General features: G+C 69.7%; 18 protein-coding genes, 1 pseudogene and 1 riboswitch. Of the genes and pseudogenes, 8 read left to right on the top strand and 11 right to left on the bottom strand.

From position 1 onward, the window contains the following. The first annotated feature begins 60 nt into the window (after nucleotides 1-60). The gene (nagB, locus tag J7E96_RS12655; RefSeq protein WP_215130571.1) at nucleotides 61-846 is read left to right on the top strand and encodes a glucosamine-6-phosphate deaminase; all 786 of its coding nucleotides are present in this window, start codon (nucleotides 61-63) and stop codon (nucleotides 844-846) included. Between the two features lie 69 nt (nucleotides 847-915). Here nagB and J7E96_RS12650 read toward each other — a convergent pair whose 3' ends face one another. The 4 genes from J7E96_RS12650 to J7E96_RS12635 form a co-directional block, all read right to left on the bottom strand. After that, nucleotides 916-2,454 (bottom strand): glycoside hydrolase family 3 protein, encoded by a 1,539-nt coding sequence (locus J7E96_RS12650; protein ID WP_215130569.1) that lies wholly within the window; start codon nucleotides 2,452-2,454, stop codon nucleotides 916-918. Between the two features lie 8 nt (nucleotides 2,455-2,462). Continuing rightward, nucleotides 2,463-3,311, bottom strand: coding sequence for a carbohydrate ABC transporter permease (locus J7E96_RS12645; protein ID WP_374196662.1), 849 nt, complete (start codon nucleotides 3,309-3,311; stop codon nucleotides 2,463-2,465). A 41-nt stretch (nucleotides 3,312-3,352) separates the two neighbouring features. After that, a complete protein-coding gene (locus J7E96_RS12640; RefSeq protein WP_215130568.1) occupies nucleotides 3,353-4,360 on the bottom strand; it encodes a carbohydrate ABC transporter permease in 1,008 nt (335 codons plus the stop codon). Between the two features lie 116 nt (nucleotides 4,361-4,476). Then, on the bottom strand, nucleotides 4,477-5,775 hold the full coding sequence (locus tag J7E96_RS12635; protein ID WP_215130566.1) for a sugar ABC transporter substrate-binding protein: 1,299 nt from the start codon (nucleotides 5,773-5,775) through the stop codon (nucleotides 4,477-4,479). 338 nt (nucleotides 5,776-6,113) lie between these two features. Between J7E96_RS12635 and J7E96_RS12630 the strand changes: the two genes are divergently transcribed. From J7E96_RS12630 to J7E96_RS12620, 3 genes are all read left to right on the top strand, one after another. Beyond that, nucleotides 6,114-6,884, top strand: a complete 771-nt coding sequence (locus J7E96_RS12630) for a GntR family transcriptional regulator (RefSeq protein ID WP_215130641.1) — start codon at nucleotides 6,114-6,116, stop codon at nucleotides 6,882-6,884. A gap of 241 nt (nucleotides 6,885-7,125) precedes the next feature. After that, nucleotides 7,126-9,345: a carbon starvation CstA family protein gene (locus tag J7E96_RS12625; RefSeq protein WP_215130564.1), complete on the top strand. Its 2,220-nt coding sequence runs from the start codon at nucleotides 7,126-7,128 to the stop codon at nucleotides 9,343-9,345. Then, a complete protein-coding gene (locus J7E96_RS12620) occupies nucleotides 9,342-9,545 on the top strand; it encodes a YbdD/YjiX family protein (protein ID WP_215130562.1) in 204 nt (67 codons plus the stop codon). The genes J7E96_RS12625 and J7E96_RS12620 overlap by 4 nt, the downstream gene beginning before the upstream one ends. A 54-nt stretch (nucleotides 9,546-9,599) precedes the next feature. On the opposite strand, the pseudogene J7E96_RS12615 reads toward J7E96_RS12620, so the two are convergent. Next, nucleotides 9,600-10,183: pseudogene (locus J7E96_RS12615) on the bottom strand (Uma2 family endonuclease). Between the two features lie 104 nt (nucleotides 10,184-10,287). Next, nucleotides 10,288-10,419: riboswitch (cobalamin riboswitch) on the top strand. A gap of 141 nt (nucleotides 10,420-10,560) precedes the next feature. On the opposite strand from J7E96_RS12615, the gene J7E96_RS12610 reads away from it, so the two are divergent. Next, nucleotides 10,561-12,966, top strand: a complete 2,406-nt coding sequence (locus J7E96_RS12610; protein WP_215130560.1) for a ribonucleoside-diphosphate reductase subunit alpha — start codon at nucleotides 10,561-10,563, stop codon at nucleotides 12,964-12,966. Between the two features lie 2 nt (nucleotides 12,967-12,968). Then, a complete protein-coding gene (locus tag J7E96_RS12605; RefSeq protein WP_215130557.1) occupies nucleotides 12,969-13,976 on the top strand; it encodes a ribonucleotide-diphosphate reductase subunit beta in 1,008 nt (335 codons plus the stop codon). On the opposite strand, the gene J7E96_RS12600 is transcribed toward J7E96_RS12605, so the two are convergent. After that, nucleotides 13,973-14,581, bottom strand: a complete 609-nt coding sequence (locus J7E96_RS12600; RefSeq protein ID WP_215130555.1) for an NADPH-dependent FMN reductase — start codon at nucleotides 14,579-14,581, stop codon at nucleotides 13,973-13,975. The genes J7E96_RS12605 and J7E96_RS12600 overlap by 4 nt on opposite strands. 155 nt (nucleotides 14,582-14,736) lie before the next feature. On the opposite strand from J7E96_RS12600, the gene J7E96_RS12595 reads away from it, so the two are divergent. Together J7E96_RS12595 and J7E96_RS12590 are read left to right on the top strand one after the other, a co-directional pair. After that, a complete protein-coding gene (locus tag J7E96_RS12595) occupies nucleotides 14,737-15,591 on the top strand; it encodes a helix-turn-helix domain-containing protein (protein WP_215130553.1) in 855 nt (284 codons plus the stop codon). Nucleotides 15,592-15,807: 216 nt separating this feature from the next. After that, nucleotides 15,808-16,776 (top strand): helix-turn-helix domain-containing protein, encoded by a 969-nt coding sequence (locus tag J7E96_RS12590; protein WP_215130551.1) that lies wholly within the window; start codon nucleotides 15,808-15,810, stop codon nucleotides 16,774-16,776. 28 nt (nucleotides 16,777-16,804) lie between these two features. Here J7E96_RS12590 and J7E96_RS12585 read toward each other — a convergent pair whose 3' ends face one another. From J7E96_RS12585 to J7E96_RS12565, 5 genes are all read right to left on the bottom strand, one after another. Beyond that, a complete protein-coding gene (locus tag J7E96_RS12585) occupies nucleotides 16,805-17,545 on the bottom strand; it encodes a D-Ala-D-Ala carboxypeptidase family metallohydrolase (RefSeq protein ID WP_215130549.1) in 741 nt (246 codons plus the stop codon). 136 nt (nucleotides 17,546-17,681) lie between these two features. Next, a complete protein-coding gene (def, locus tag J7E96_RS12580) occupies nucleotides 17,682-18,323 on the bottom strand; it encodes a peptide deformylase (RefSeq protein ID WP_215130547.1) in 642 nt (213 codons plus the stop codon). 69 nt (nucleotides 18,324-18,392) lie between these two features. Continuing rightward, nucleotides 18,393-19,373 (bottom strand): hypothetical protein, encoded by a 981-nt coding sequence (locus tag J7E96_RS12575; RefSeq protein ID WP_215130545.1) that lies wholly within the window; start codon nucleotides 19,371-19,373, stop codon nucleotides 18,393-18,395. A gap of 115 nt (nucleotides 19,374-19,488) precedes the next feature. Beyond that, nucleotides 19,489-20,760 carry an HD-GYP domain-containing protein gene (locus J7E96_RS12570; protein WP_215130543.1) on the bottom strand — a complete coding sequence of 424 codons (1,272 nt, stop codon included), beginning with the start codon at nucleotides 20,758-20,760 and terminating at the stop codon, nucleotides 19,489-19,491. 94 nt (nucleotides 20,761-20,854) lie between these two features. After that, on the bottom strand, nucleotides 20,855-22,258 hold the full coding sequence (locus J7E96_RS12565; protein ID WP_215130541.1) for an HD-GYP domain-containing protein: 1,404 nt from the start codon (nucleotides 22,256-22,258) through the stop codon (nucleotides 20,855-20,857). Nucleotides 22,259-22,385: the final 127 nt, after the last annotated feature.

Raw genomic sequence — 22,385 nt, 5'->3', positions numbered from 1 at the left:
GCCTCTGCTAGATTGGTCTATACCACAATACGGTCCCCCTCTCAGATCGGCAGGCTCAGCGTGGAAGTTGTCATCGTTCCGGACGCCAAGACGGGCGGCGAGCTCATCGCGGCGGCCATCGGCCGACTGCTGAGCCACAAGCCCGACGCGCTGCTCGGCGTGGCTACCGGCTCTTCCCCGCTGCCCATCTACGAGGCCCTGACGGCCAAGGTGCGCGCGGGCGCCGTCGACGCGTCGCGGGCCCGGATCTGCCAGCTCGACGAGTACGTCGGCCTGCCCCCGGGGCACCCCGAGTCGTACCGCTCCGTCGTGCTGCGCGAGGTGGTCGAGCCGCTCGGTCTGACCGAGGCGTCCTTCATGGGCCCCGACGGGTCCGCCGAGGACATCGAGGGCGCGTGCGCGGCGTACGACCGCGCGCTGGGCGAGGCCGGCGGTGTGGACCTCCAGCTGCTCGGCATCGGCACCGACGGGCACATAGGCTTCAACGAGCCGTGCTCCTCGCTCGCTTCCCGCACCCGGATCAAGACGCTGACCGAACAGACCCGTGTCGACAACGCGCGTTTCTTCGACAACGACATCGACCAGGTGCCCCACCACGTCATCACCCAGGGCATCGGCACCATCCTGGAGGCCCGCCACCTGGTGCTGCTGGCCACCGGTGAGGGCAAGGCGGAGGCCGTGGCGCAGACCGTCGAGGGGCCGGTCGCCGCGCTGGTTCCGGCCTCCGCGCTCCAGCTGCACCCGCACGCGACGGTGGTCATCGACGAGGCGGCGGCGTCCAAGCTGAAGCTCGCCGACTACTTCCGCGCCACGTACGCGGCCAAGCCGGCCTGGCAGGGTCTGTAGAAGGCGACGGCAGACGAAAGTGCCGGGGTCCCCCCAGTGGACCCCGGCACTTTCCGTATCTCCGTAGGTTCAGACGCCCGCGACGACCTCGGCGGCGGCCAGACCGCACACCCGCGCGGCGCCGTGCGTCGCGATGTAGAGGCCGCCGCGCGGCTGCGCCTGCGGCACGCCCATCTCCACCACGACCGTGTCGGGCCTGGCGGCGGTGAGCGCCTCCAGCGCGACCGCCATCCACGGGTGGCGGTGGGCATCGCGTACGACCGCGACGATCCGGCGCTCCCCGGCGGCCCGGACCACCTGCTCCGGCGTGAAGCCGCCGCTGGTGTACGTGTCCGTCGCGGTGCCCGGCAGCAGGCGCGCCAGCTCGGCGGCCACTCCCCACGGCGTCTCGTCGCCGACGGCGATGTTCGGGACCGGCCTGAAGGCCGCGACGTACGGGGCACAAGTGACGGGCTCGAACGCGGCGTTCCGCGTGATCCGCAGCGCCCGCCGCGCGGCCACCAGGCCGACGTCGGCGCGAAGGCCCGTGCCGGCGCCGGGCGCGGTCCCCTCCTGTGAAGCCGCGCCCGGCCCCGGCGCCCCCCGGGCCCCCCTGGTCTCCCGCGTCCAGCTCGCGAGCGCGCGCACACGCGCGGCCGCGTCGGCCAGTCGCTCCTCCGGCAGTACGCCGTCCCGCACGGCCGCGACGAGCGCGTCGCGCAGCCGCAGCACGGTCTCGTCGTCCGCCAGGCCGCCGCCGACACAGATCGCGTCGGCGCCGGCGGCGATCGCCATGACGCTGCCGAGCTCGATTCCGTACGTCCCGGAGATCGCCTGCATCTCCATGCCGTCCGTGATGATCAGCCCGTCGTAGCCGAGCTCCTCGCGCAGCAGACCGGTGAGGATCCGCGGGCTCAGAGTGGCCGGACGGGCCAGATCGAGCGCAGGCAGCAGGATATGCGCGCTCATGACAGATTTGGAGCCCGCCGCGATCGCCGCCCGGAAAGGCACCAGCTCACGGGCGTGCAGTGTGTCCAAGTCCACGTCGATGGCGGGCAGTGCGTGGTGCGAATCGACGGCGGTGTCGCCGTGGCCCGGGAAGTGCTTGGTGCAGGCGGCGACACCGGAGGCCTGGAGTCCTTCGACGTACGCCGCGGTGTGCCGGGCCACGAGCTGCGGGTCGGCGCCGAAGGAGCGTACGCCGATGACCGGATTGCCCGGATTGGAGTTGACGTCGGCGGACGGCGCCCAGTTGAGGTTGACGCCGCATTCGGCCAGTCTGCGGCCGAGTTCGCGGGCGACGTCCCGGGTGAGGCCGGTGTCGTCGACGGCGCCGAGCGCGAGGTTGCCGGGGAACGAGGAGCCGTGCTGGACCTCCAGGCGGGTGACGTCACCGCCCTCCTCGTCGATCGCGACGAGCACGTCGTCCCGCTCGGCGCGCAACTGGGCCGTGAGCGCCGCCAATTGCGCGGGGGAGGCGATGTTGCGGCCGAAGAGACCGACCGAGGTCAGGCCCTCGCCCACGCGGCGCAGCAGCCAGTCGGGGGCGGCTGTGCCCTGGAAGCCGGGCTGGAGGACGGCGAGCGCGTCGCGCGTCAGCGTGTCAGTGCCAGGTGCGAAGGTCGTCATGGGAGGCGTTAACCCTTCACTGCGCCGGAGGTGAGACCCGAGGCCATCTTCTTCTGGACGATCATGAAGAAGACGACGACCGGGATGGCGATGAGCGTCGAGGCGGCCATCAGGGCGCCGTAGTCCACACCGCGGGAGGTGGTGAAGTTCATCAGCCACACGTTGAGGGTGTATTTGTCGTTGTCCTGGAGGACGACGTAAGCGAGGAGGTACTCGTTCCAGGCGTTGATCAGCGAGAAGATCGAGGCGGCGGCGAGGCCGGGGGCGAGCAGCGGGAAGATGACGCGCCAGAAGGCGCCCATCCTGCTGCAGCCGTCCACCATCGCGGACTCCTCCAGCTCCTTGGGGATGTTGATGACGAAGCCGCGGATCATCCAGGTCGCGAACGGCAGCGTGGAGACGAGGTAGATGATCGTCACGCCCCAGTACTCGTTCAGCCCGCCCAGGTCGTTGAGCTGGATGTAGATGGGGATGAGCATCGCGGTCGGCGGGAGCAGCTGTACGACCAGCAGCACCATCATGAAGGCCCTGCGGCCGAAGAAGTGAAAGCGGCCGATCGCGAAGGCGGCGATGGTGGAGAGCACCATGGCGCCGACGACGGCGGTGACGCAGATGATGAGGCTGGACTGGATCGCCGTGCCGAAGTTCGGCATGTTGACGGCCCGTTGGAAGTTGTCGAAGGTGATCGACGAGGGCCACAGGGTCTGGTCGTAACTGCGGATCTCGGCGTTGGGCCGCAGTGCGCTGATGACCAGCCAGTACACCGGGAAGGCCATGGCGACGAAGGCCAGCAGCCCCACGACGTTGAAGACCGTCCGGTGCTTCTTGCGGTCGGGTCGCAGGACTTGGGGCGTCACCTGGGGCGTCACCTTGGCCGTCACCTGGGTGGTGGAGACGCTCACTCGACCTCTCCGATCTTGAGCAGCTGGCGCAGGTAGTACACGGCGACTCCGGACAGCAGCAGGACCGTGATGAGGGAGATCGCCGCGCCCTGGCTGAAGGAGTTGGACTCGAAGGCCTTCTCGAAGGAGTAGAGGCCGAGGAGCGCGTACTCCGGTTCCGGCTTGTTGCCGCGGATCAGGAAGACCTGGCCGAAGACGTTGAAGTCCCAGATCACCGACAGGGTCGCGACCATCTGGAAGACCGGCTTGATGACCGGCCAGGTGACGTAGCGGAATACGCCGCCGGTGCCGGCGCCGTCGAGGGACGCGGCCTCTTCGAGCTCCTGCGGGACCTGGGTGAGCGCGGCGTACAACGTGATGGTGACGAAGGGGACGGCGCCCCAGACCACGACGGCGCCGATGATGGTGAAGCCCTGGGTGGAGTCGAGGAACCAGTTGTGGCCCTGGAAGTCCAGGCCGAGGTACTTGCTCAGGACCATGTTCAGTACGCCGTAGTCGGAGTCGGCGAACCAGCGGAAGATCGAGGTCGCCACGAGCAGCGGCATCGACCAGGCCGCGATGAGCGCCGCCGTCAGCATCAGCCGCGCCCAGGTGGACATGCGCTGCATGACCATGGCGAGACCGAGGCCGATCACCATGGTGGAGACCACGCAGGCGGCCATGAAGACGATCGTGCGTACGACGACGGCCCAGAACTCGCCGTCGCCGAGGATTTCGGTGAACTGGTCGAATCCCACCCACGGGGCGGCTTCCCCGGTCCACAGCTCGCGGCGGCCCACGTCCTGGAAGGACATGATCACCGTCTTGGCGAGCGGCCAGAGGAAGACGGCGGCGATCGCGACGAACGCGGGGGCTATGAGGAGGTACGGCAGCAGGGCGCCGGCCTTCCGCGGCCTGCGTCCCGGGGCCTGCTTCACGGTTGCCGGGGGGTCTGCTGCCCGCTTGTCCGGCCGGGGGTCCGGGGGTGGCGCCCCGGGAGATTGCAGCATGTCGGCGGCACTCAATGTGCTGGCCTTCCGTTCGGACCGGGTACCGGAGTACGGGGGCGGCGGATCCCGGAGGAACAGGAACCGCCACCCCCGTCAGCGATCAAGGAACTCTGAGACCCTGGGTCGCTGGCTCAGGACTCTTCGTTGATCAGCTTGTCGATCTCCGCGTCGGCCTTCTTGGTGGCCTCCTCGACCGACTTGCCCTTGATGATGTCGAGCAGCATGACCTCGAGAATTTCCTTCTTCTCGATGGCGGTCCAGTTCGGAGCGATCGGCGTGAACCAGGCGTCGGGGACGGCGTTGGCGATCGGAGCGGTCTCCGGCTTAGCCTTCAGCGGCTCAAGCTGCTTGGTGTTGTTGGGCAGGATGTTCTTGGCGGCGAGGACCTCCTGCGACTTCGCGCTCGTGAACATCGAGATCCACTCCTCGCCGAGGTCCTGGACCTTGGACTTGGAGATGGTGGCGAGGTCGGAGCCGCCGATGAAGGACGGCAGTGCCTTGCCGTCCGGGCCCGGCATACCGGCGACGACGATCTTGTCCTTCAGCTTGGCGTTGCCCTGGGCCTTGGGGTCGATCACGCTGCCGGCTTCCCAGCCGTTGCCGTAGAGAAGAGCGGTCTTCTCGTTGGCCATGACGTTGGCGTGGTCCTGCTCGTCCTTGGTCTTGTCGCCGTTGTTGTACTTCTCGACCAGGTCCGTGAAGTGCTTGATGCCCTTCTGCGCCTCGGGGGTGGAGAGCGTGGACTTCCACTCCTTCGCGCTCTCGTCGTACTTGGCTATCTGGCCGCCGTACGCGGCGACGTACGACATGGCGGCGTACCAGTAGCGGCCCGGCAGGTAGAGCGGCGAGAACGCCTTGTCCTTGCCGTACTTCTTGCCGACCTTGTCCAGGGCCTTGGTCAGCTCCGCCTCGGTCTCGGGGAGCTTGTCCGAGCCGGTGCCGGCCTTGAACATGTCCTTGTTGTAGAGCGCGACGCGCGCACCCGCGTAGTACGGGACGCAGTACTGCTTGCCCTCGAAGGAACAGGTGTCCTTGAGGCCCTTGATCCAGGTGTCCGAGTTCTCGTACTTCTTCGGGTCGATCTCGCCGAGAGCGCCGTTGAGGATGTACGTCATCGTCTCGGTGTTGCCGAGCTCGACCACGTCCGGGAACTTGTCACCGGCGAGCGCGGCGTCCAGCTTCTTGGCCTTGTCGCCCCACTGCTGGTACTGGACGTTGACCTTTGCCTTCGGGTACTTCGCCGTGAACTGGGCGTTGACGTCCTTGACGAGCTCCGGCCAGGTGCTCTGAGCGTCGACCATCAGCCAGACGGTGAGCGTCTCGTTGCGCTCCTTGGGGTCCTTGGAAGCGTTGGAGTCTCCGGAACCACACGCCGCGACCGAAGCCATCATGGCCGTCGCACCAATTGCCGCGATGAGCTTGCGCTTCACGCCACCCTCCTCAGGGATGCAAGAGAATCCCCACACCGCCCGGGAGTTGCGTCGGATCGCGGCTCGGAAATCCGTCTCGGAAACCAAGTCGCTGCGCAGGGATCGCCCGTGGGGCTGGGACCTGGCCTTAAATGGTTTAGACCAGTACCGGGAGCTTGGCCTAGACCTTTAGGGGTGTCAAGGGTGTATAAGAAGGGCTCTCGCGTCCGTTATCGGACCGACACCTGAGCAAGACTTGGACAGGGACAACGGCCGACGGCGAGGCCGTGCCACCATGTGAGCCGCGACAGTCGGAGGAGCCGGTGACGGCAGCAGCACAGAAGTCGGGAAGGCGGGTCATGGCCACGGACGGGGGCGGTACGGAGACCGAGGGCGGGGCGGCGGCAAGCCGTACCGCGCGCGTGCCCAAGTACTACCGGCTCAAGCGGCATTTGCTGGACATGACGGAGACCATGCCGCCCGGGACCCCGGTCCCGCCGGAGCGGACCCTGGCCGCCGAGTTCGACACCTCTCGTACGACGGTGCGCCAGGCGCTCCAGGAGCTGGTCGTCGAGGGCCGGCTGGAGCGCATCCAGGGCAAGGGCACCTTCGTGGCCAAGCCGAAGGTCTCGCAGGCGCTGCAACTGACGTCGTACACCGAGGACATGCGGGCACAGGGCCTGGAGCCCACCTCCCAGCTCCTGGACATCGGTTACGTCACGGCCGACGACACCCTGGCCGGCCTGCTCGACATCTCGCCGGGCGGGCGGGTCCTGCGGATCGAGCGGCTGCGGCTCGCGAGCGGCGAGCCGATGGCCATCGAGACGACGCACCTGTCGGCGAAGCGCTTCCCGGCGCTGCGCCGCTCGCTCGTCAAGTACACCTCGCTCTACACGGCGCTGGCGGAGGTGTACGACGTACGCCTGGCGGAGGCCGAGGAGACGATCGAGACGTCGCTGGCCACCCCGCGCGAGGCGGGACTGCTCGGTACGGACGTGGGCCTGCCGATGCTGATGCTGTCCCGGCACTCGATCGACGGGAACGGCGAGCCGGTGGAGTGGGTGCGTTCGGTGTACCGGGGCGACCGCTACAAGTTCGTGGCGAACCTGAAGCGGCCGGCGACGGACTGACGCGGCGGCCGGCCCCGAGCGGCCGGGGGTCCGGGGGTTGCCCCCCGGGACAGCACAGCGTGGCGAACCTGAAGCGGCCGGCGACGGACTGACGGACTGACGTACGACTCTGGTACGGCCCTGACCTGCGGTGGTCGGGCCGTGTCCGTACCGATATGCGGACAGGGGGTTACGGACGGCGGTCACAGGACCTAGATTTCGCGCACGTTACGAGAAAGATCGCGCGAGGGGACGGATCGTCATGCCGGAGTCGCAGTCGACAACGCCAGCCCAGAGACAACGGGCCCTGTCCCCGAAGTCCATAGCCATATGGGCCTCGGTGGCCCTCGTCGGCGCCATAGCGTGGGCCGTACTCGCCCTCTCGCGCGGTGAAGAGGTCTCCGCCGCGTGGATGCTGGCGGCGGCCCTCGGCTCGTACGCCATCGCGTACCGCTTCTACTCGCGGTTCATCGCCAACCGGGTCCTGAAAGTCGACAAGAACCGGGCCACACCCGCCGAGCGGCTCGACAACGGTGTCGACTTCCACCCCACCGACCGCCGCGTCCTGTTCGGCCACCACTTCGCCGCCATCGCGGGCGCGGGCCCGCTGGTCGGTCCCGTACTCGCCGCGCAGATGGGCTACCTGCCCGGCACGATCTGGATCATCGTCGGCGTCATCCTCGCCGGCGCGGTCCAGGACATGGTGACGCTCTTCTTCTCCACCCGCCGCGACGGCCGTTCGCTCGGCCAGATGGCGCGTGACGAGATCGGGCCTTTCGGCGGCGCGGCGGCGCTCGTCGCCGTCTTCGCCATCATGATCATCCTGCTCGCGGTGCTCGCACTCGTCATCGTGAACGCGCTCGCGCACTCACCGTGGGGCGTCTTCTCCATCGGCATGACGATCCCGATCGCCCTCTTCATGGGCGTCTACCTGCGCACGCTGCGCCCCGGCCGCGTCAGCGAGGTCTCGATCATCGGCGTCGCGCTGCTGCTGCTCGCGATCGTCTCGGGCGGCTGGGTCGCGGAGTCGTCGTGGGCGGACACGTTCACGCTGGAGCCGGGCACGCTCGTCATCTGGATGATCGTGTACGGCTTCCTGGCGTCCGTCCTCCCGGTGTGGCTGCTCCTCGCCCCGCGCGACTACCTCTCCACTTTCATGAAGGTCGGCACGATCGGCCTGCTCGCGCTGGGCGTCTTCATCGCCCTCCCGACGATGAAGATGCCCGCGGTGACGGAATTCGCGACCAGCGGCACCGGGCCGGTCTTCGCGGGCTCGATGTTCCCGTTCGTCTTCATCACCATCGCGTGCGGCGCGCTCTCCGGCTTCCACTCCCTGGTCTCTTCGGGCACCACGCCGAAGATGGTCCAGAAGGAGACGCAGATCCGGATGATCGGTTACGGCGCGATGCTGACCGAGTCGTTCGTCGCGGTGATGGCGATGATCACGGCATCGATCATCGACCCCGGCCTGTACTTCGCCATCAACTCGCCGCTGGGCGTGATCGGGGACAACGTCCAGGCGGCGTCCCAGGCGGTCACCAACCTCGGTTTCTCCATCTCGCCCGAGGCACTGGCCCAGGCGGCGAAGGACGTCGAGGAGCAAAGCCTGCTGTCGCGCACCGGTGGCGCGCCGACGTTCGCGCTCGGCATGGCGGAGATCTTCTCGGCGGTCGTCGGCGGCACGGCCATGAAGGCGTTCTGGTACCACTTCGCGATCATGTTCGAGGCGCTGTTCATCCTCACCACGGTGGACGCCGGAACCCGCGTCGGGCGCTTCATGCTCCAGGACACGCTCGGCAACGTCTACAAGCCGTTCCGCCAGGTCAGCTGGAAGCCTGGCGTCTGGTTCGCCAGCGCGGTCGTCGTGGGCGGCTGGGGCTACTTCCTGTGGGTCGGCGTGCACGACCCGCTGGGCGGCATCAACCAGCTCTTCCCGCTGTTCGGCATCGCGAACCAGCTGCTGGCCGCGGTCGCACTGGCCGTCTGCACGACCCTCCTGGTCAAGTCCGGCCGCCTGAAGTGGGCGTGGGTCACGGCGGTCCCGCTCGCCTGGGACGTGGCGGTCACGCTCACCGCGAGCTGGCAGAAGATCTTCTCGGACGACGTGAAGGTCGGCTTCTTCGCGCAGCGCGACAAGTACCAGGCGGGCATCGACTCGGGCCAGGTGCTGCCGCCCGCCAAGAACATGGACCAGATGCACACCGTCGTCACCAACTCGACGGTCGACGGCGTGCTGTGCGCGCTCTTCGCGACCCTCATCGTGGTGGTGCTCGCGGACGCCGGCCGGGTCTGCTTCAAGGCGATCCGCGACCCGGAGAGCGTGAAGCTGCACGAAGCGCCGTACGTCGAGTCCAAGCTGGTCGCCCCCGCGTCGATCATCGCGACGAAGGAGGAGAAGGCCGAGCTGGTCGCGGCGGGTGTCCGACCGGAGGGCGGCAACAGCAAGGAGACGGCGCCGACCGGGACGGGGACGTCCGCATGACCCTGACGGACGTACGGCGCGCGGCGGGCCGGATCCGCTGGTACGTCCGCGAGTTGACCGGCGAGTCGGCGTACGACCGGTACGTCGCCCACACGAGGTCCTGCGACCCCGGGGCGCCGGTCATGACCCGGCGCGAGTTCGAACGCAGCCGCACGGACGCCCGCGAGGCAGACCCCCGCGAGGGCTTCCGCTGCTGCTGAACGGTTCGTACGGGCCGCCGCGCCCCCTTCGGGGGATGCGGCGGCCCGTCGCCGTCAGCGCACCCACTCCTTCAGGGCTTCGGTCTCCAGGGTGATTTCCACCGGGCCGGGCAGCGCCACGGGCTTCCCGAACGGGACGGTGTGCGCGTTCTCGTACCGGACGCCGTCGGGCTCGCTGTAGACGGTCACCTCGCAGGTGTCCCGGTCGATCAGCAGGTAGACCGGAATGCCGGTCTGGGCGTAGGCACGCGGCTTTTCCACCCGGTCGCGCTGGTCGGTGTCGGTGTCGTACGACGTGACCTCGACGACCATCAGCACGTCATCGGGATCGGCGTACTCGCCCTGGCCGACAAAGGCGCCGCTGGGCGCCAGCGAACCGTCGGGCCGGGCACGGCCCTTCCGGTATGCCTGCACCTTCAGTCCCTGGTCCGGATAGAGCCACAGCTCGGGCCGCGACTGCAGGCAGATGCGCGTCAGCCACTGAATGGTCCGTCCGTGGTCTCGTCCGGCCAACCCCTGCTCTTCAGCCTCCCGTCGATGAGCTCCAGCCGCACGCCCTCGGTCGTGCGGGCCAGTATGCGCGTGGCCTCGTCGAACTCTTCGGGGAGCAGGTGGGGCCGGTCGGCGATGGCTGCCATATGGCGTACCTCCTTGTGTTCACGACGATATCGGCACGCTGTGACAGCGCCTTACCTCTTCTCGTGGGACACAACATGTGGGGGCTGCATCATCCAACCGCCCCCACATGTATGCTCATGCTCGCTGTCGCCGCAGGGGAATCCGGTGCGAATCCGGAACTGTCCCGCAACGGTGTGACTGGTGCGCTTTTGCGCACCCAGGAGTCCGAACACCTGCCGACGGCGTATCCGGCTCGACCGAACCGGATACCGACACGTCCGGGCCTCGCGGTTGGGCCGGTGGACGCTACGCGGTGTGCCGCCCTTCAGGGGTGACGTGTGCCCGTACGCCCCCCTCTCCCCCCGCCGGCCCCGAGCCGAGCGAGGGAGAGCACCCCGTGACCATCGCGCCAGCCGATCCGGCAACTGCCACGGAATCGACGGAGTCGGTCCAGTCGCCAGAGGGAGCCGGGACCGCACTCCTGCGGACCCTGACCGACCTCACCGCCGACCTCCCCGACACCGACCCGGGCAGAGTCGCCGCAGCCGCCCTCCGCGGCCGCAACGCGGCGTCGGACGCGGCGGAGCTCCGGGGTCTCGCCACCGACGCCGCCGCCGGGCTCATCTCCGAGGACCCGGCGTACTCCCGCCTCGCGGCCCGCCTCCTGACCCGCACGATCCGGGACGAGGCGGCGACCCAGGGCGTCCGTACCTTCTCCGATTCGGTCTCCGTCGGGCACCGCGAGGGCCTGATCGCCGACCGTACGGCCGACTTCGTGACCGCCCACGCGGCCCGCCTCGACGCCCTCGTCGATACCGCCGCCGACGACCGCTTCGGCTACTTCGGCCTGCGTACGGTGTACAGCCGCTACCTCCTGCGCCACCCGATCACCCGTCAGGTGATCGAGACCCCGCAGCACTTCATGCTGCGCGTCGCGTCCGGCCTGGCGAAGGACAACTCCCCCGCCGCCGCCGACGAGGTCGCCGCGCTGTACCGCCTGATGAGCCACCTCGACTACCTGCCGTCGTCGCCGACGCTCTTCAACTCCGGTACGCGACACCCGCAGATGTCCTCCTGCTACCTGCTGGACTCCCCGCTCGACGAGCTCGACTCGATCTACGGCCGCTACCACGAGGTCGCCCGGCTCTCGAAGCACGCCGGCGGCATCGGTCTCTCGTACTCCCGCATCCGCGCCCGCGGCTCCCTGATCCGCGGCACGAACGGCCACTCCAACGGCATCGTGCCCTTCCTGCGCACCCTCGACTCGTCGGTCGCCGCCGTAAACCAGGGCGGCCGCCGCAAGGGCGCGGCCTGCGTCTACCTGGAGACGTGGCACGCGGACATCGAGGAGTTCCTGGAGCTGCGCGACAACACGGGTGAGGAGGCGCGGCGTACGCACAACCTGAACCTCGCGCACTGGATCCCCGACGAGTTCATGCGCCGCGTCGACGCGGACGCCGACTGGTCGCTGTTCTCGCCCTCCGACGTTCCCGAGCTCGTCGACCTGTGGGGCGACGCGTTCGACGCGGCGTACCGCAAGGCGGAGGCGGACGGCCTGGCCCGTACGACCATTCCCGCGCGCCAGCTGTACGGCCGGATGATGCGCACCCTGGCGCAGACCGGGAACGGCTGGATGACGTTCAAGGACGCGTCGAACCGTACGGCGAACCAGACGGCCGAACCCGGCTCCGTGGTCCACTCCTCGAACCTCTGCACCGAGATCCTCGAAGTGACGGACGACGGCGAAACAGCCGTCTGCAACCTCGGTTCCGTCAACCTCGGTTCGTTCGTTCTCGGGAACGGCGAAATCGACTGGGAGCGGCTGGACGAGACCGTCCGTACGGCCGTCACCTTCCTCGACCGCGTGGTCGACATCAACTTCTACCCGACCGAGCAGGCCGGCCGCTCCAACGCCAAGTGGCGCCCGGTGGGCCTGGGCGCGATGGGTCTCCAGGACGTCTTCTTCAAGCTGCGCCTGCCCTTCGACTCCCCCGAGGCACTGGCCCTCTCCACGAAGATCGCCGAGCGCATCATGCTCGCCGCGTACGAGGCGTCCTGCGACCTCGCCGAGGTCAGCGGCCCGCTCCCGGCCTGGGAGAAGACCCGCACGGCCCGCGGTGTCCTGCACCCCGACCACTACGGCGTCGAGGTCACCTGGCCGGAGCGGTGGGACGCGCTGCGCGCCCGTATCGCCAAGACCGGAATGCGCAACTCCCTCCTGCTCGCGATCGCGCCGACCGCGACCATCGCGTCGATCGCGGGCGTGTACGAGTGCATCGAGCCGCAGGTCTCCAACCTCTTCAAGCGCGAGACGCTCAGCGGTGAATTCCTCCAGGTCAACGCCTACTTGGTGGAGGACCTGAAGAAGCTCGGCGTGTGGGACGCCCAGTCCCGCGAGGCGCTGCGCGAGTCCAGCGGCTCCGTCCAGGGCTTCAGCTGGATCCCGGAAGAGGTACGAGCCCTCTACCGCACCGCGTGGGAGATCCCGCAGCGCGGCCTGATCGACATGGCGGCGGCCCGTACGCCGTACCTCGACCAGTCGCAGTCGCTGAACCTCTTCCTGGAGACGCCGACGATCGGGAAGCTCTCCTCGATGTACGCGTACGCGTGGAAGAAGGGGCTGAAGACGACGTACTACCTGCGCTCACGCCCCGCGACGCGCATCGCCCGCGCGGCCGGCTCCGGCGCGACCGCTGCCGCCGCTCCCTCAGCCCCCATCCCCGTGCAGCAGGCCGCCGCTCCCGACGCGGACGCGATCGCCTGCTCCCTTGAGAACCCCGAGTCCTGCGAGGCGTGCCAGTAATCATGAGCGAAAAGAACCTTCTCGACCCGGGCTTCGAGCTGACCCTGCGCCCCATGCGCTACCCGGACTTCTACGAGCGCTACCGGGACGCGATCAAGAACACCTGGACGGTGGAGGAGGTGGACCTCCACTCGGACGTCACCGACCTCGCCAAGCTCTCACCCGGTGAGCAGCACATGATCGGCCGGCTGGTCGCGTTCTTCGCGACGGGCGACTCGATCGTCTCCAACAACCTGGTGCTGACGCTCTACAAGCACATCAACTCCCCCGAGGCGCGTCTCTACCTCTCGCGCCAGCTCTTCGAAGAAGCGGTACACGTCCAGTTCTACTTGACCCTTCTGGACACCTACCTCCCCGACCCGGACGACCGCGCGGCGGCGTTCGACGCGGTGGAGGAGATCCCGTCGATCCGCGAGAAGGCGCAGTTCTGCTTCAAGTGGATGGACTCGGTCGAGAAGATCGACCGGCTGGAGACGAAGGCCGACCGCCGCCGCTTCCTGCTGAACCTGATCTGCTTCGCGGCGTGCATCGAGGGGCTGTTCTTCTACGGTGCGTTCGCGTACGTGTACTGGTTCCGCTCCCGCGGCCTGCTGCACGGCCTGGCGACGGGCACCAACTGGGTGTTCCGGGACGAGACCATGCACATGAACTTCGCGTTCGAGGTCGTGGACACCGTCCGCAAGGAGGAGCCGGAGCTCTTCGACGACGCCCTCCAGCAGCAGGTCACGGACATGCTGAAGGAGGCCGTCGAGGCGGAGCTGCAGTTCGGCCGCGATCTGTGCGGTGAGGGCCTGCCCGGCATGAACACCGAGTCGATGCGCGAGTACCTCCAGTGCGTCGCCGACCAGCGCCTGGAGCGCCTCGGTTTCGCCCCGGTGTACGGCTCGCAGAACCCGTTCTCCTTCATGGAGCTCCAGGGCGTCCAGGAGCTGACAAACTTCTTCGAGCGCCGCCCGTCGGCGTACCAGGTCGCGGTCGAGGGCTCGGTCGCCTTCGACGACGACTTCTAAGCCGCGAGCGGGCGGTCGCGCCTGGCGTCGTGGAGGATCGTGCCCCACCAGAGAAGCTGGTCGAGCATGACCTTCGCGGCGCCGTTCGGCTCCTCGGGGTTCTTCAAGGTCCCGTCGGGGCTGAAGAGCTCGTAGTACCGGGGGAACGAGACGTAGTCGCGGACCGTGTGGGCGTGCAGCTCGTTGAAGACCTGGCGGAGTTGCTCGATGGCCAGGAGACCGCCGCTGCCGCCGCTGTAGCCCACGAAGCCGATCGGCTTGGCCTGCCACTCCGTGTAATGCCAGTCGATAGCGGCCTTCAGCGAGGCCGGGAAGCTGCGGTTGTAGTCCGGCGTCAGTACGACGACCGCGTCGGCGGCGGCGAGCCGGCGGGTGAGCGGCTCCATGCTCGCGGGGCGGGGCAGGTCGGGCTCCATCGCCGGCGGTACGGCCGGCAGCTCCAGCGGGAGCGGTGTGTCCGCCAGGTCGATGAGGTCTACGTTGAACCGCCCGTGCCGCTGGGCCTGTTCGACGAACCAATCGGCTACGACCGGGGCGAACCGGCCCTCCCTGACGCTTCCGACGATCACCGCGAGGTTGAGGGGGGTCTCGGTGTGAGTGGGCATGGCTGTGCTCCTTGTCCGGCGTACGAAGAGTGGGAGCGACCCGTCGGGGTCACGTCCATCAATCTGCCGGGCGGAGCCATGACCAGGAAGGCCGGGCCGGGACTGGTAGTGGCAGGGCCACGATCCGTGTCGTACCCCGGTGTTACGTTCGGCGGGTGAGCGACAACGAGCTGGGCCTCTTCCTGCGCATCCGCCGCGAAGCCGTCACACCTGCCGAGGTGGGACTGCCCACCGGAGCCCGCCGCCGCACACCGGGCCTGCGCCGCTCCGAGCTGGCCACGCTCGCGGGCGTCAGTGTCGAATACGTGACGCGTCTGGAGCAGGGGCGCGACCGCCGGCCCTCCCCGCAGGTGCTGTCCGCGCTGGCTGACGCGCTGCGGCTGGCCCCCAGCGAGCGCATCCACCTGCACCGCCTCACCAAGGGGGCGGACGCGGGGTTCAACTGCATGGGCGGTGCGTCACCCGTCCGTACGGTGCGCCCCACCGTGCGGGCCCTGCTCGACCGCCTCGAACCCGCTCCGGCCGTACTGATCAACCGGATGAGCGAGATCCTGGCCTGGACCGAGGGTTACGAGCGGCTGGCGGGCCCGGTCGGCCTGCTGGACGGCAGCCCGCCGAACCTCGCCCGCTTCGTGTTCACCGACCCCCGGGCGCGCACGGCGTACCCCGACTGGGACCACGCCGCCGACGAGCAGGTCGCGGCCCTCAAACAGGGACCGTTCCGGGCGGACCGCCATGTGGCCCTGCTCGCCGACGAGTTGAGCGTGACCGTCGGCCCGGAGTTCACCGGGCGCGTGGGCACCGTGCCCGGCCTCCCGAAGTCCAGCGGCGTCACGCGGTTCGCACACCCCGATGCCGGTGAGCTGAGGCTGGCGTACGAGACGCTCGAACTGCCCGCGGACGACGACCTGCGGCTGATCGTTCACCTGCCGGCCGACGACAGCACGGCGGCCGCGCTGGACCGCCTCGCCGGCCGCCGGCCGGGCGCGCTGCGGGCGGTTTCGAGCTGAGGTGACCGGCGGGGGTTTTCGGCATCGCGCAGTTGCCGGTCGATCCGGCGCTCCCTGGCGTGGCCGATGAACGACGGGAGGGTGAGGAGGACGAAGAGGGACAGGACGGTCAGGTAGTTCAAGAAGGTCTCCATGGCCTCCACTCTGGTCTTCCCGGCCAAGAAAAGTCAGTGGCAGGACTGTCATGAAACATCGAATTACTGCCACACTGGCCGCATGCTGAAAAACGTGGCCGTAGCGCTCGTCGACGGAGTCAACCCCTTCGAACTCGGCGTGGTCTGCGAGGTGTTCGGGATGGACCGGAGCGATCAGGGGCTGCCGGTCTACGACTTCGCGGTCTGCGCCGCCGAACCGGGCCCGATCGCCGCCCGTTCCGGCGCCTTCTCCATCTCCGTACCGCACGGACTCGACCGGCTGGACAGCGCCGATCTCATCGCCATCCCCGCCGACCAGCACTGCGAGGCCCGTACCTACCCCGAGCCGCTGCTCGACGCCCTGCGCCGGGCCGTCGACCGCGGGGCCCGCGTGCTCAGCGTCTGCTCGGGCGCGTTCGTGCTCGGCGCGGCGGGGCTGCTGGACGGCCGCCGCTGCACGACCCACTGGCGGCACTCCGCGGAGCTGGCCCGCCGCCATCCGCGGGCCAAGGTCGAGCCCGATGTGCTGTACGTCGACGAGGGCTCGGTCATCACGTCGGCCGGGACCGCCGCCGGCATCGACGCCTGCCTGCATCTCATCCGCCAGGAGCACGGGTCCGAGGTCGCCAACACCATCGCCCGCCGCATGGTCGTCCCGCCGCACCGCGACGGCGGCCAGGCGCAGTACATCGAGCGTCCGCTGACGCACGTGCGCTGCGACACGGTGGGCGGGGTGCTGGCCTGGATGGAGCGGCACCTGGACCAGGAGATGACCGTGGAGCAGCTGGCGGACCGGGCGCACATGGCGCCCCGCACGTTCGCGCGGCGCTTTCTCCAGGAGACGGGCACGACGCCGTACCGCTGGCTGCTGCGTCAGCGGGTGCTGCTGGCGCAGGAGTTGCTGGAGGCGACGGACGACACGGTGGACGCGATCGCGGGGCGCGCGGGGTTCGGGAACGCGGCCGCGCTGCGTCATCAGTTCGTACGGTCACTGGGGACGACGCCGAACGCGTACCGGCGTACGTTCCGGGGGCCGGCGCTGGCCGCGTAGGGCCGTGGCCGGACCCCCGGAAGCCGGCTCAGGAGACGCCGCAGCTGGACGCCGACCAGAAGCGGCTCGCGCGGTGGTCCACGTGGGTGTGGTCGCTGTGTCCCGGGTAGCCCGGGCCGAGGATGCCGTTGAAGCCGTGGTTACGGGCCTGCTTGGCCAGGGTGCACAGGGAGTGCGGGCCGGCTCCGAGGTCGGCGGCGTCGCCGTACAGGTGGCGGCTGCTCGACGCCCCGCCGACCGCGTCGTTGCACGCGTGCGAGCGGAAGCCGCTGGTGACGGTGATCGGCTGGTCACCCAGCGCGTGCCGCAGCGCCTCCAGCTTCCACATGGTGCGCAGGGCGTTGGACTTGGCGGTGGCGGCGCTCACCGCGCCGCCCTCCCAGGTGCTGTTGCAGTCGTTGAGTTCGGCGTAGGTGAAGTGGACGGGCGTGCAGTCGTCGTCCTGGAGGGCGTAGAGCTTGCTGAAGGTGGCCGATCCCGCGACGCCGTCCGCCGGGAGCCCGTACGCGGACTGGAAGCGCTTGACGGCGGCGGTGGTCGCGGGGCCGTAGTCGCCGTCGATGGCGAGCACCGCACCGTATCCGGGGTAGCCGCCCAGCCGGATCTGGAGCTGGGTGACGTCGCCTCCGGTGGCGCCCTGGGACAGGGTGCGGGACCACGTGTAGCAGCCGTCGGCCTGCGCGGTGCCGGCGGTGGCGACCGTACCGGCCAAGGCGGCAACCATGAGCATGACAAGACAGAGGATGGATCTCGCCGTACGTCGGAGCATTGGACCTCCATGCCGAGGAGCGGAGGAGCGGGGGCAAGCCCGAGACTGACGCGCCGCTGGACGCGCGTCAACAGGGCGGCTGCCAGGGTCATTTGTCGGACCAATGGCAGTCGCCCTGTTGACGACGGCGGAAAGATCAGTCGTTCGGGACGGTCTCGTAGCGGGGAGTGCCCTCGGCCATCTGCTTCAGCGCGTCCTTGCGGTCGCGCTTCGAGAGGCGGTCGATGTACAGGTAGCCGTACAGGTGGTCCGTCTCGTGCTGGAGGCACCGCGCGAAGTAACCGGTGCCGCGCACCTTGATCGGGTTGCCCTGGGCGTCCTGGCCGCGCACCACCGCGTAGTCGGGGCGGGCCAGTTCGGCGTACGCCGTCGGAACGGACAGGCAGCCCTCGTTGGCCTCGTCGAGCTGGCGCTGCTCCTGCGGAAGCTCTTCCAGGACCGGGTTGCAGACCACGCCGACGTGGCGCACGCCGTCGTCGTCCGGGCAGTCGTACACGAAGACCTTGAGGTCGACACCGATCTGGTTGGCGGCCAGGCCGACGCCCTCGGCCGCGCGCTGGCTGGCGAACATGTCGTCGATCAGCGCGGCGAGCTTGTCGTCGAACTCCGTGACGTCCTTGCACTCCTTGTGGAGGACCGGGTTCCCGACGACGGTGATGGGGCGGGCGGTGCCGCGCTCGCGGTACGCCTGCTCGCGCTCCTCGGTGTTCTCCGTGTCCACGACGAACCCGTCGTTGATGACCTGCTGGTCCGTCTGGTCCGTCTCCTGCTGCGACATGTCCGCCGTACGCCTTCCTCAAAAACCCCGAAAACTTCATCCAATGCCCGTACAGCCTACGGCCAGGCTTCAGCAGACTTCTTCGAGATCCCGCCACTCACGGCTGTCGGGGCTGTCGGCGACCCACCCGTCGAGCAGCCCCCGCACCAGCCCCGCCGGCGCCGCGATGCCGCACTCGCGCTCCGGCAGCCACAGCTCACCGGCGGTGCGGTGGCCGAGCGGCCCCGGATGGCCGGGCTCGCTGTGGTCGTGCGGGTCGAGGTGCTCGCCGTCGCCCTCGTCGCTGGGCATCTGCGACTCGGAGCAGGACCGGCACAGCAGCCGTACGGACGAGGACCAGTCCTCGGCGGCGAACCCCGCGTCGGCGGCCAGCCGCTCAAGGGCGTCCCGGTCGGACTCGGTGGCGGCCTCCAGCAGCACCACCCACGTCGGCACCGGCGAGGGAGCCCACAGCTCGATCTCGTCGAATACGGGGAACGACGGACCGGCGGCGGTGACGCGCTCGCCGTGCGGTACGCCGTCGTGCAGGACGACCTCACCCCAGCGCCGCCCGGAAGACGGCAGCGGAATAGACAGCACCTCTATCCGGGCCGGGTCGAGCCTGCGGCCCCACACCACCTCGGCCTCACCCTCCGGCGAGAGACGGACGGCGGCGCTGCCCAGCTCCATGCCGTGCGGCTCGCCGCTCTCGGTGGGCTCGCCGGGCACCTTGAGGCCGTACGCCTGCCAGGCGCGGCGCGCCAGCGGCCAGTCCTGGAGGGCGGTGGCCGCGATGCCGACGTTCCACCAGTCCGGGGCGCCGGTCTCCCGGTCGAGGAGGGCGACGGCGCGCAGCCCGGCGGAGCGTGCCTGCTCCCAGTCGTGCCGGAACTTGTGCAGCAGCGCGAGATTGAACCAGGACTCGGACAACCACGGCTCCAGGTCCGCCGCGCGTGTCAGCAGCGCTCCCGCATCCTCGTACCGACCGTCACCGATCAGCGTGAACGCGCGGTCGGTGGCCTGCCGCCACGAGGCGGATGGCCGATGCCGTACCTTCCCGAAGATCTTCACGATTCCCGCCTGTCCCGCCTGCCGGTCGCTGAAGGTCAGTCCCCCCGGACGCCCTCTTCTTCCTCTTCTTCGCATCCAACCATGCCGGGTCACAGGGCCGCTCATTACCCATGGGTTACCCAGGTGGGGACGGGGTCAGACCGCCCCGGGACAGGACACGCGCCAGGGATTCCACGACCTCGGGCTGATAGTCGCGGCCGGTGCCGAGGCGCAACTGCTCCAGGGCGCTGAGCGGCCCGCCCAGTCCACCCCCGCTTTCCCCCGACAGATCGTCGTATGCATTGACGGCGCGGACGATCCTGGCGGAAAGCGGCTGCTCCCGGTACGGGTCCGCCTGCCGCTCCACGACCACGGCAACCTCGGCGGGGACTCCGGTCTGGCGTACGACCGCTCCCCCGAGGAGTGCGATACGCCGCTGCTCGGCGGCCGGGAGGGAGGCGGTGGCTCCTCCCTGCACCGGGTCGAGGAGGGAGAGCTGGCCGATGTCGTGCATGAGGGCGGCGTACTCCAGGACAGTGAGGTCCGGCTCGGAAAGCCCCAGCTCACGCCCCACGGCGCGGCTGAGCAGGGCGACGCGGCGGGCGTGCCCGTGGGGCGTGTGTCCGGCGATCTCGGTGGCGCGGGCGAGCGAGGTGATGGTCTGGCGGTACGTCGTACGGACGGCGGCGTACCGGCCGAAGGACAGCTGGGTGAGCAGCAGCGGCACGCAGAAGACGGGCAGCGCCCAGAGCCCGGCGACGGCCACACCGAGCGCCATGACGGCCCCCGTCGCGCAGACGGCCGACCCGATCCCGAGCAGCGCCCGCAGCCCGTCGCGCAGAAGCGGCCCGTACGGGTAGCCGGTGCGGGCGCGGGCCATGGTGGCGGCGAGGACGGCGTCGCAGAGAGCGGTGAGCACAAGGAGGAGCAGGAGAAGGAGTGCGTGGTACGGGCCGTGGCCGACCCACTTTCCCCACAGCCCGGAGTTGTACAGCGGCTGGAAACAGACGGCGGCGAAGGCGACGGTGAGGACACGCCGGGCCACGTGATCGAGGACCGGCCCGTGCCCGGCGGCGATGTGCGGCACCGCGCCGGCGAGGGCGGCCGCGACGACGACGGCGACGACTTGGAGGGCGCCGTGGGTGGTGGGGTGCCCGGCGATCTGGCCGAGCAGGGCGTACGCGAGGGCGCCGGCGGCGCCGAGCGGCGCGGGCTCCCGCTCGGCGGGCAGCGCGGCGGGACTCCCCCGTACGCCCCACCGGGAGAGCTCTCCGACGGTGATGAGTGCACCGAAGGCGAGGGCGATGCCGGGTTCGTCGATCCCGTACCAGAGGGTGTCGCCGAGGGCGTAGACGGCGAGCGCGACGGCGGCGCCGTACACGAGCCACAGGGCAAGCGCAGGCCTCATGCGGCACGCTCCGCGACCGGGGCGCTGCCCCAGACCCCGCTCCTCAAACGCCGGAGGGGCTGGACAGTGCGGCCGCATCCAGCCCGTCCTGCGCTCACCCGGGCCCGCCCGGGTGAGCGTGCCGGGACGCAGCCACGGTGGGCGTCGGATCGTCGCCCGTGCGCGTCGGCGGGACGTTTCCTCTCGGGCCGGACTGTTCGTCCGAAGTGACCTGGGGATGCCAGCCCTGCCGGGCCAGCGCCCGCGCCAACGCCGCCACCATCAGCGGATCGAACTGCGTTCCCGCGCACCGCTCCAGCTCCCGCAGAGCCGTCCCCACCGGCCGCGCCCGCCGGTACGACCGCGTGGACGTCATCGCGTCGAACGCGTCCGCGACAGCGACCACCCTGGCGAACTCCGGGATCTGGCCACCCGCCAGCCCGTACGGATAGCCGCTCCCGTCGAGCCGCTCGTGATGGTGCAGGATCGCCGCCCTCGCCTCCCCGAGGAAACCGATCCCCCGGACCATCTCGTGCCCGTACTCAGGATGCAGCTCGATGACCCGGCGCTCCTCGGGCGTCAGCGGCCCGTCCTTGCGCAGCAACCGTGTCGGGACGCCCAGCTTGCCGACGTCGTGCAGGATCCCGGCGAAGCGCAGCACCTCGATGCGGTCCTCCTCCATGCCGAGCTCGCGCGCGATCATGACCGACGCGCGGCCGACGCGTTCGCTGTGCCCGCGCGTGTACCGGTCCTTGATGTCGACGGCCTGCACGAGGGCGCGGATGGTGGCCTGGTGGGCGGCGCGCTCACGGTGGTACTGCGCGAAGACCCAGCAGGAGATGTACATCGGCAGCAGCACGAAGAGCGCGGCGAGCGGCCCGTACGGACTCCTCCACAGCACGGCCATCATCAGCCCGGCCAGCCCCTGCACACAGTGCGGCGGAACGGACCGCAGCAGCAGCCCACGCCAGGCGGTACGCACGGGCAGCCGTTCGGCGGTGGCGAGGATGCCCCCGTCGAGGGCGGTCAGCACCAGGCAGAAGGCGAGGACGGCGGCCCCGGCGGGCAGCAGGACGTACGGAAAATGGGGCGCGGCCGACGGACCGGCCGCTCCCCCGCCCAGCGACGCACCGCCGTCCAGGAACACGCAGACATGCGCCGCGCACCACGCCGCAAGCGCGAGCTGAGCCGCCCGCCACGCCCGCCGCACCGCGCGCGGCCGCCGCTCGACGTGGCCGACGAGCGCCCCCGGTACGGCGACGAGCGCGGCGGCCGGCGGCGGCAGCAACAGCACAGCGGCGAGCAGCACCGGAAAGAACGAGCCCGCCCCCACCCGCACCGCGCTCACGAGAAACGGCCGGCGCCCGAGCAGCTCGCAGGCGGCGTAGAGCGCGGCAAGCAGCGCGGCTGTCCCCCACGGGGTGCCGGCGCCCGGCAGCAGGGCGGGGAGCGTGCAGCAGGCGGCCGCGAGCAGCGCACACAGGATGTACGCGCGCGCCGCCACCGAAAGGGCTCTCACCAGCTGGCTCCTGTTGTCCCGCGTACACCCGCCACAATTCGTGCGCCAGGCTAGCGAGTGGAGCGGAGCCGGAGACGACGAAGCGGCCGATTAGCACCTTCGAGTGATAATCAGCTGACTTCGCGAC

Source organism: Streptomyces sp. ISL-96 (genome assembly GCF_018614035.1).
Classification (GTDB): domain Bacteria; phylum Actinomycetota; class Actinomycetes; order Streptomycetales; family Streptomycetaceae; genus Streptomyces.
Note: the sequence above shows the minus strand (reverse complement) of the source record. Positions and strands in the feature narration are given on the sequence as shown.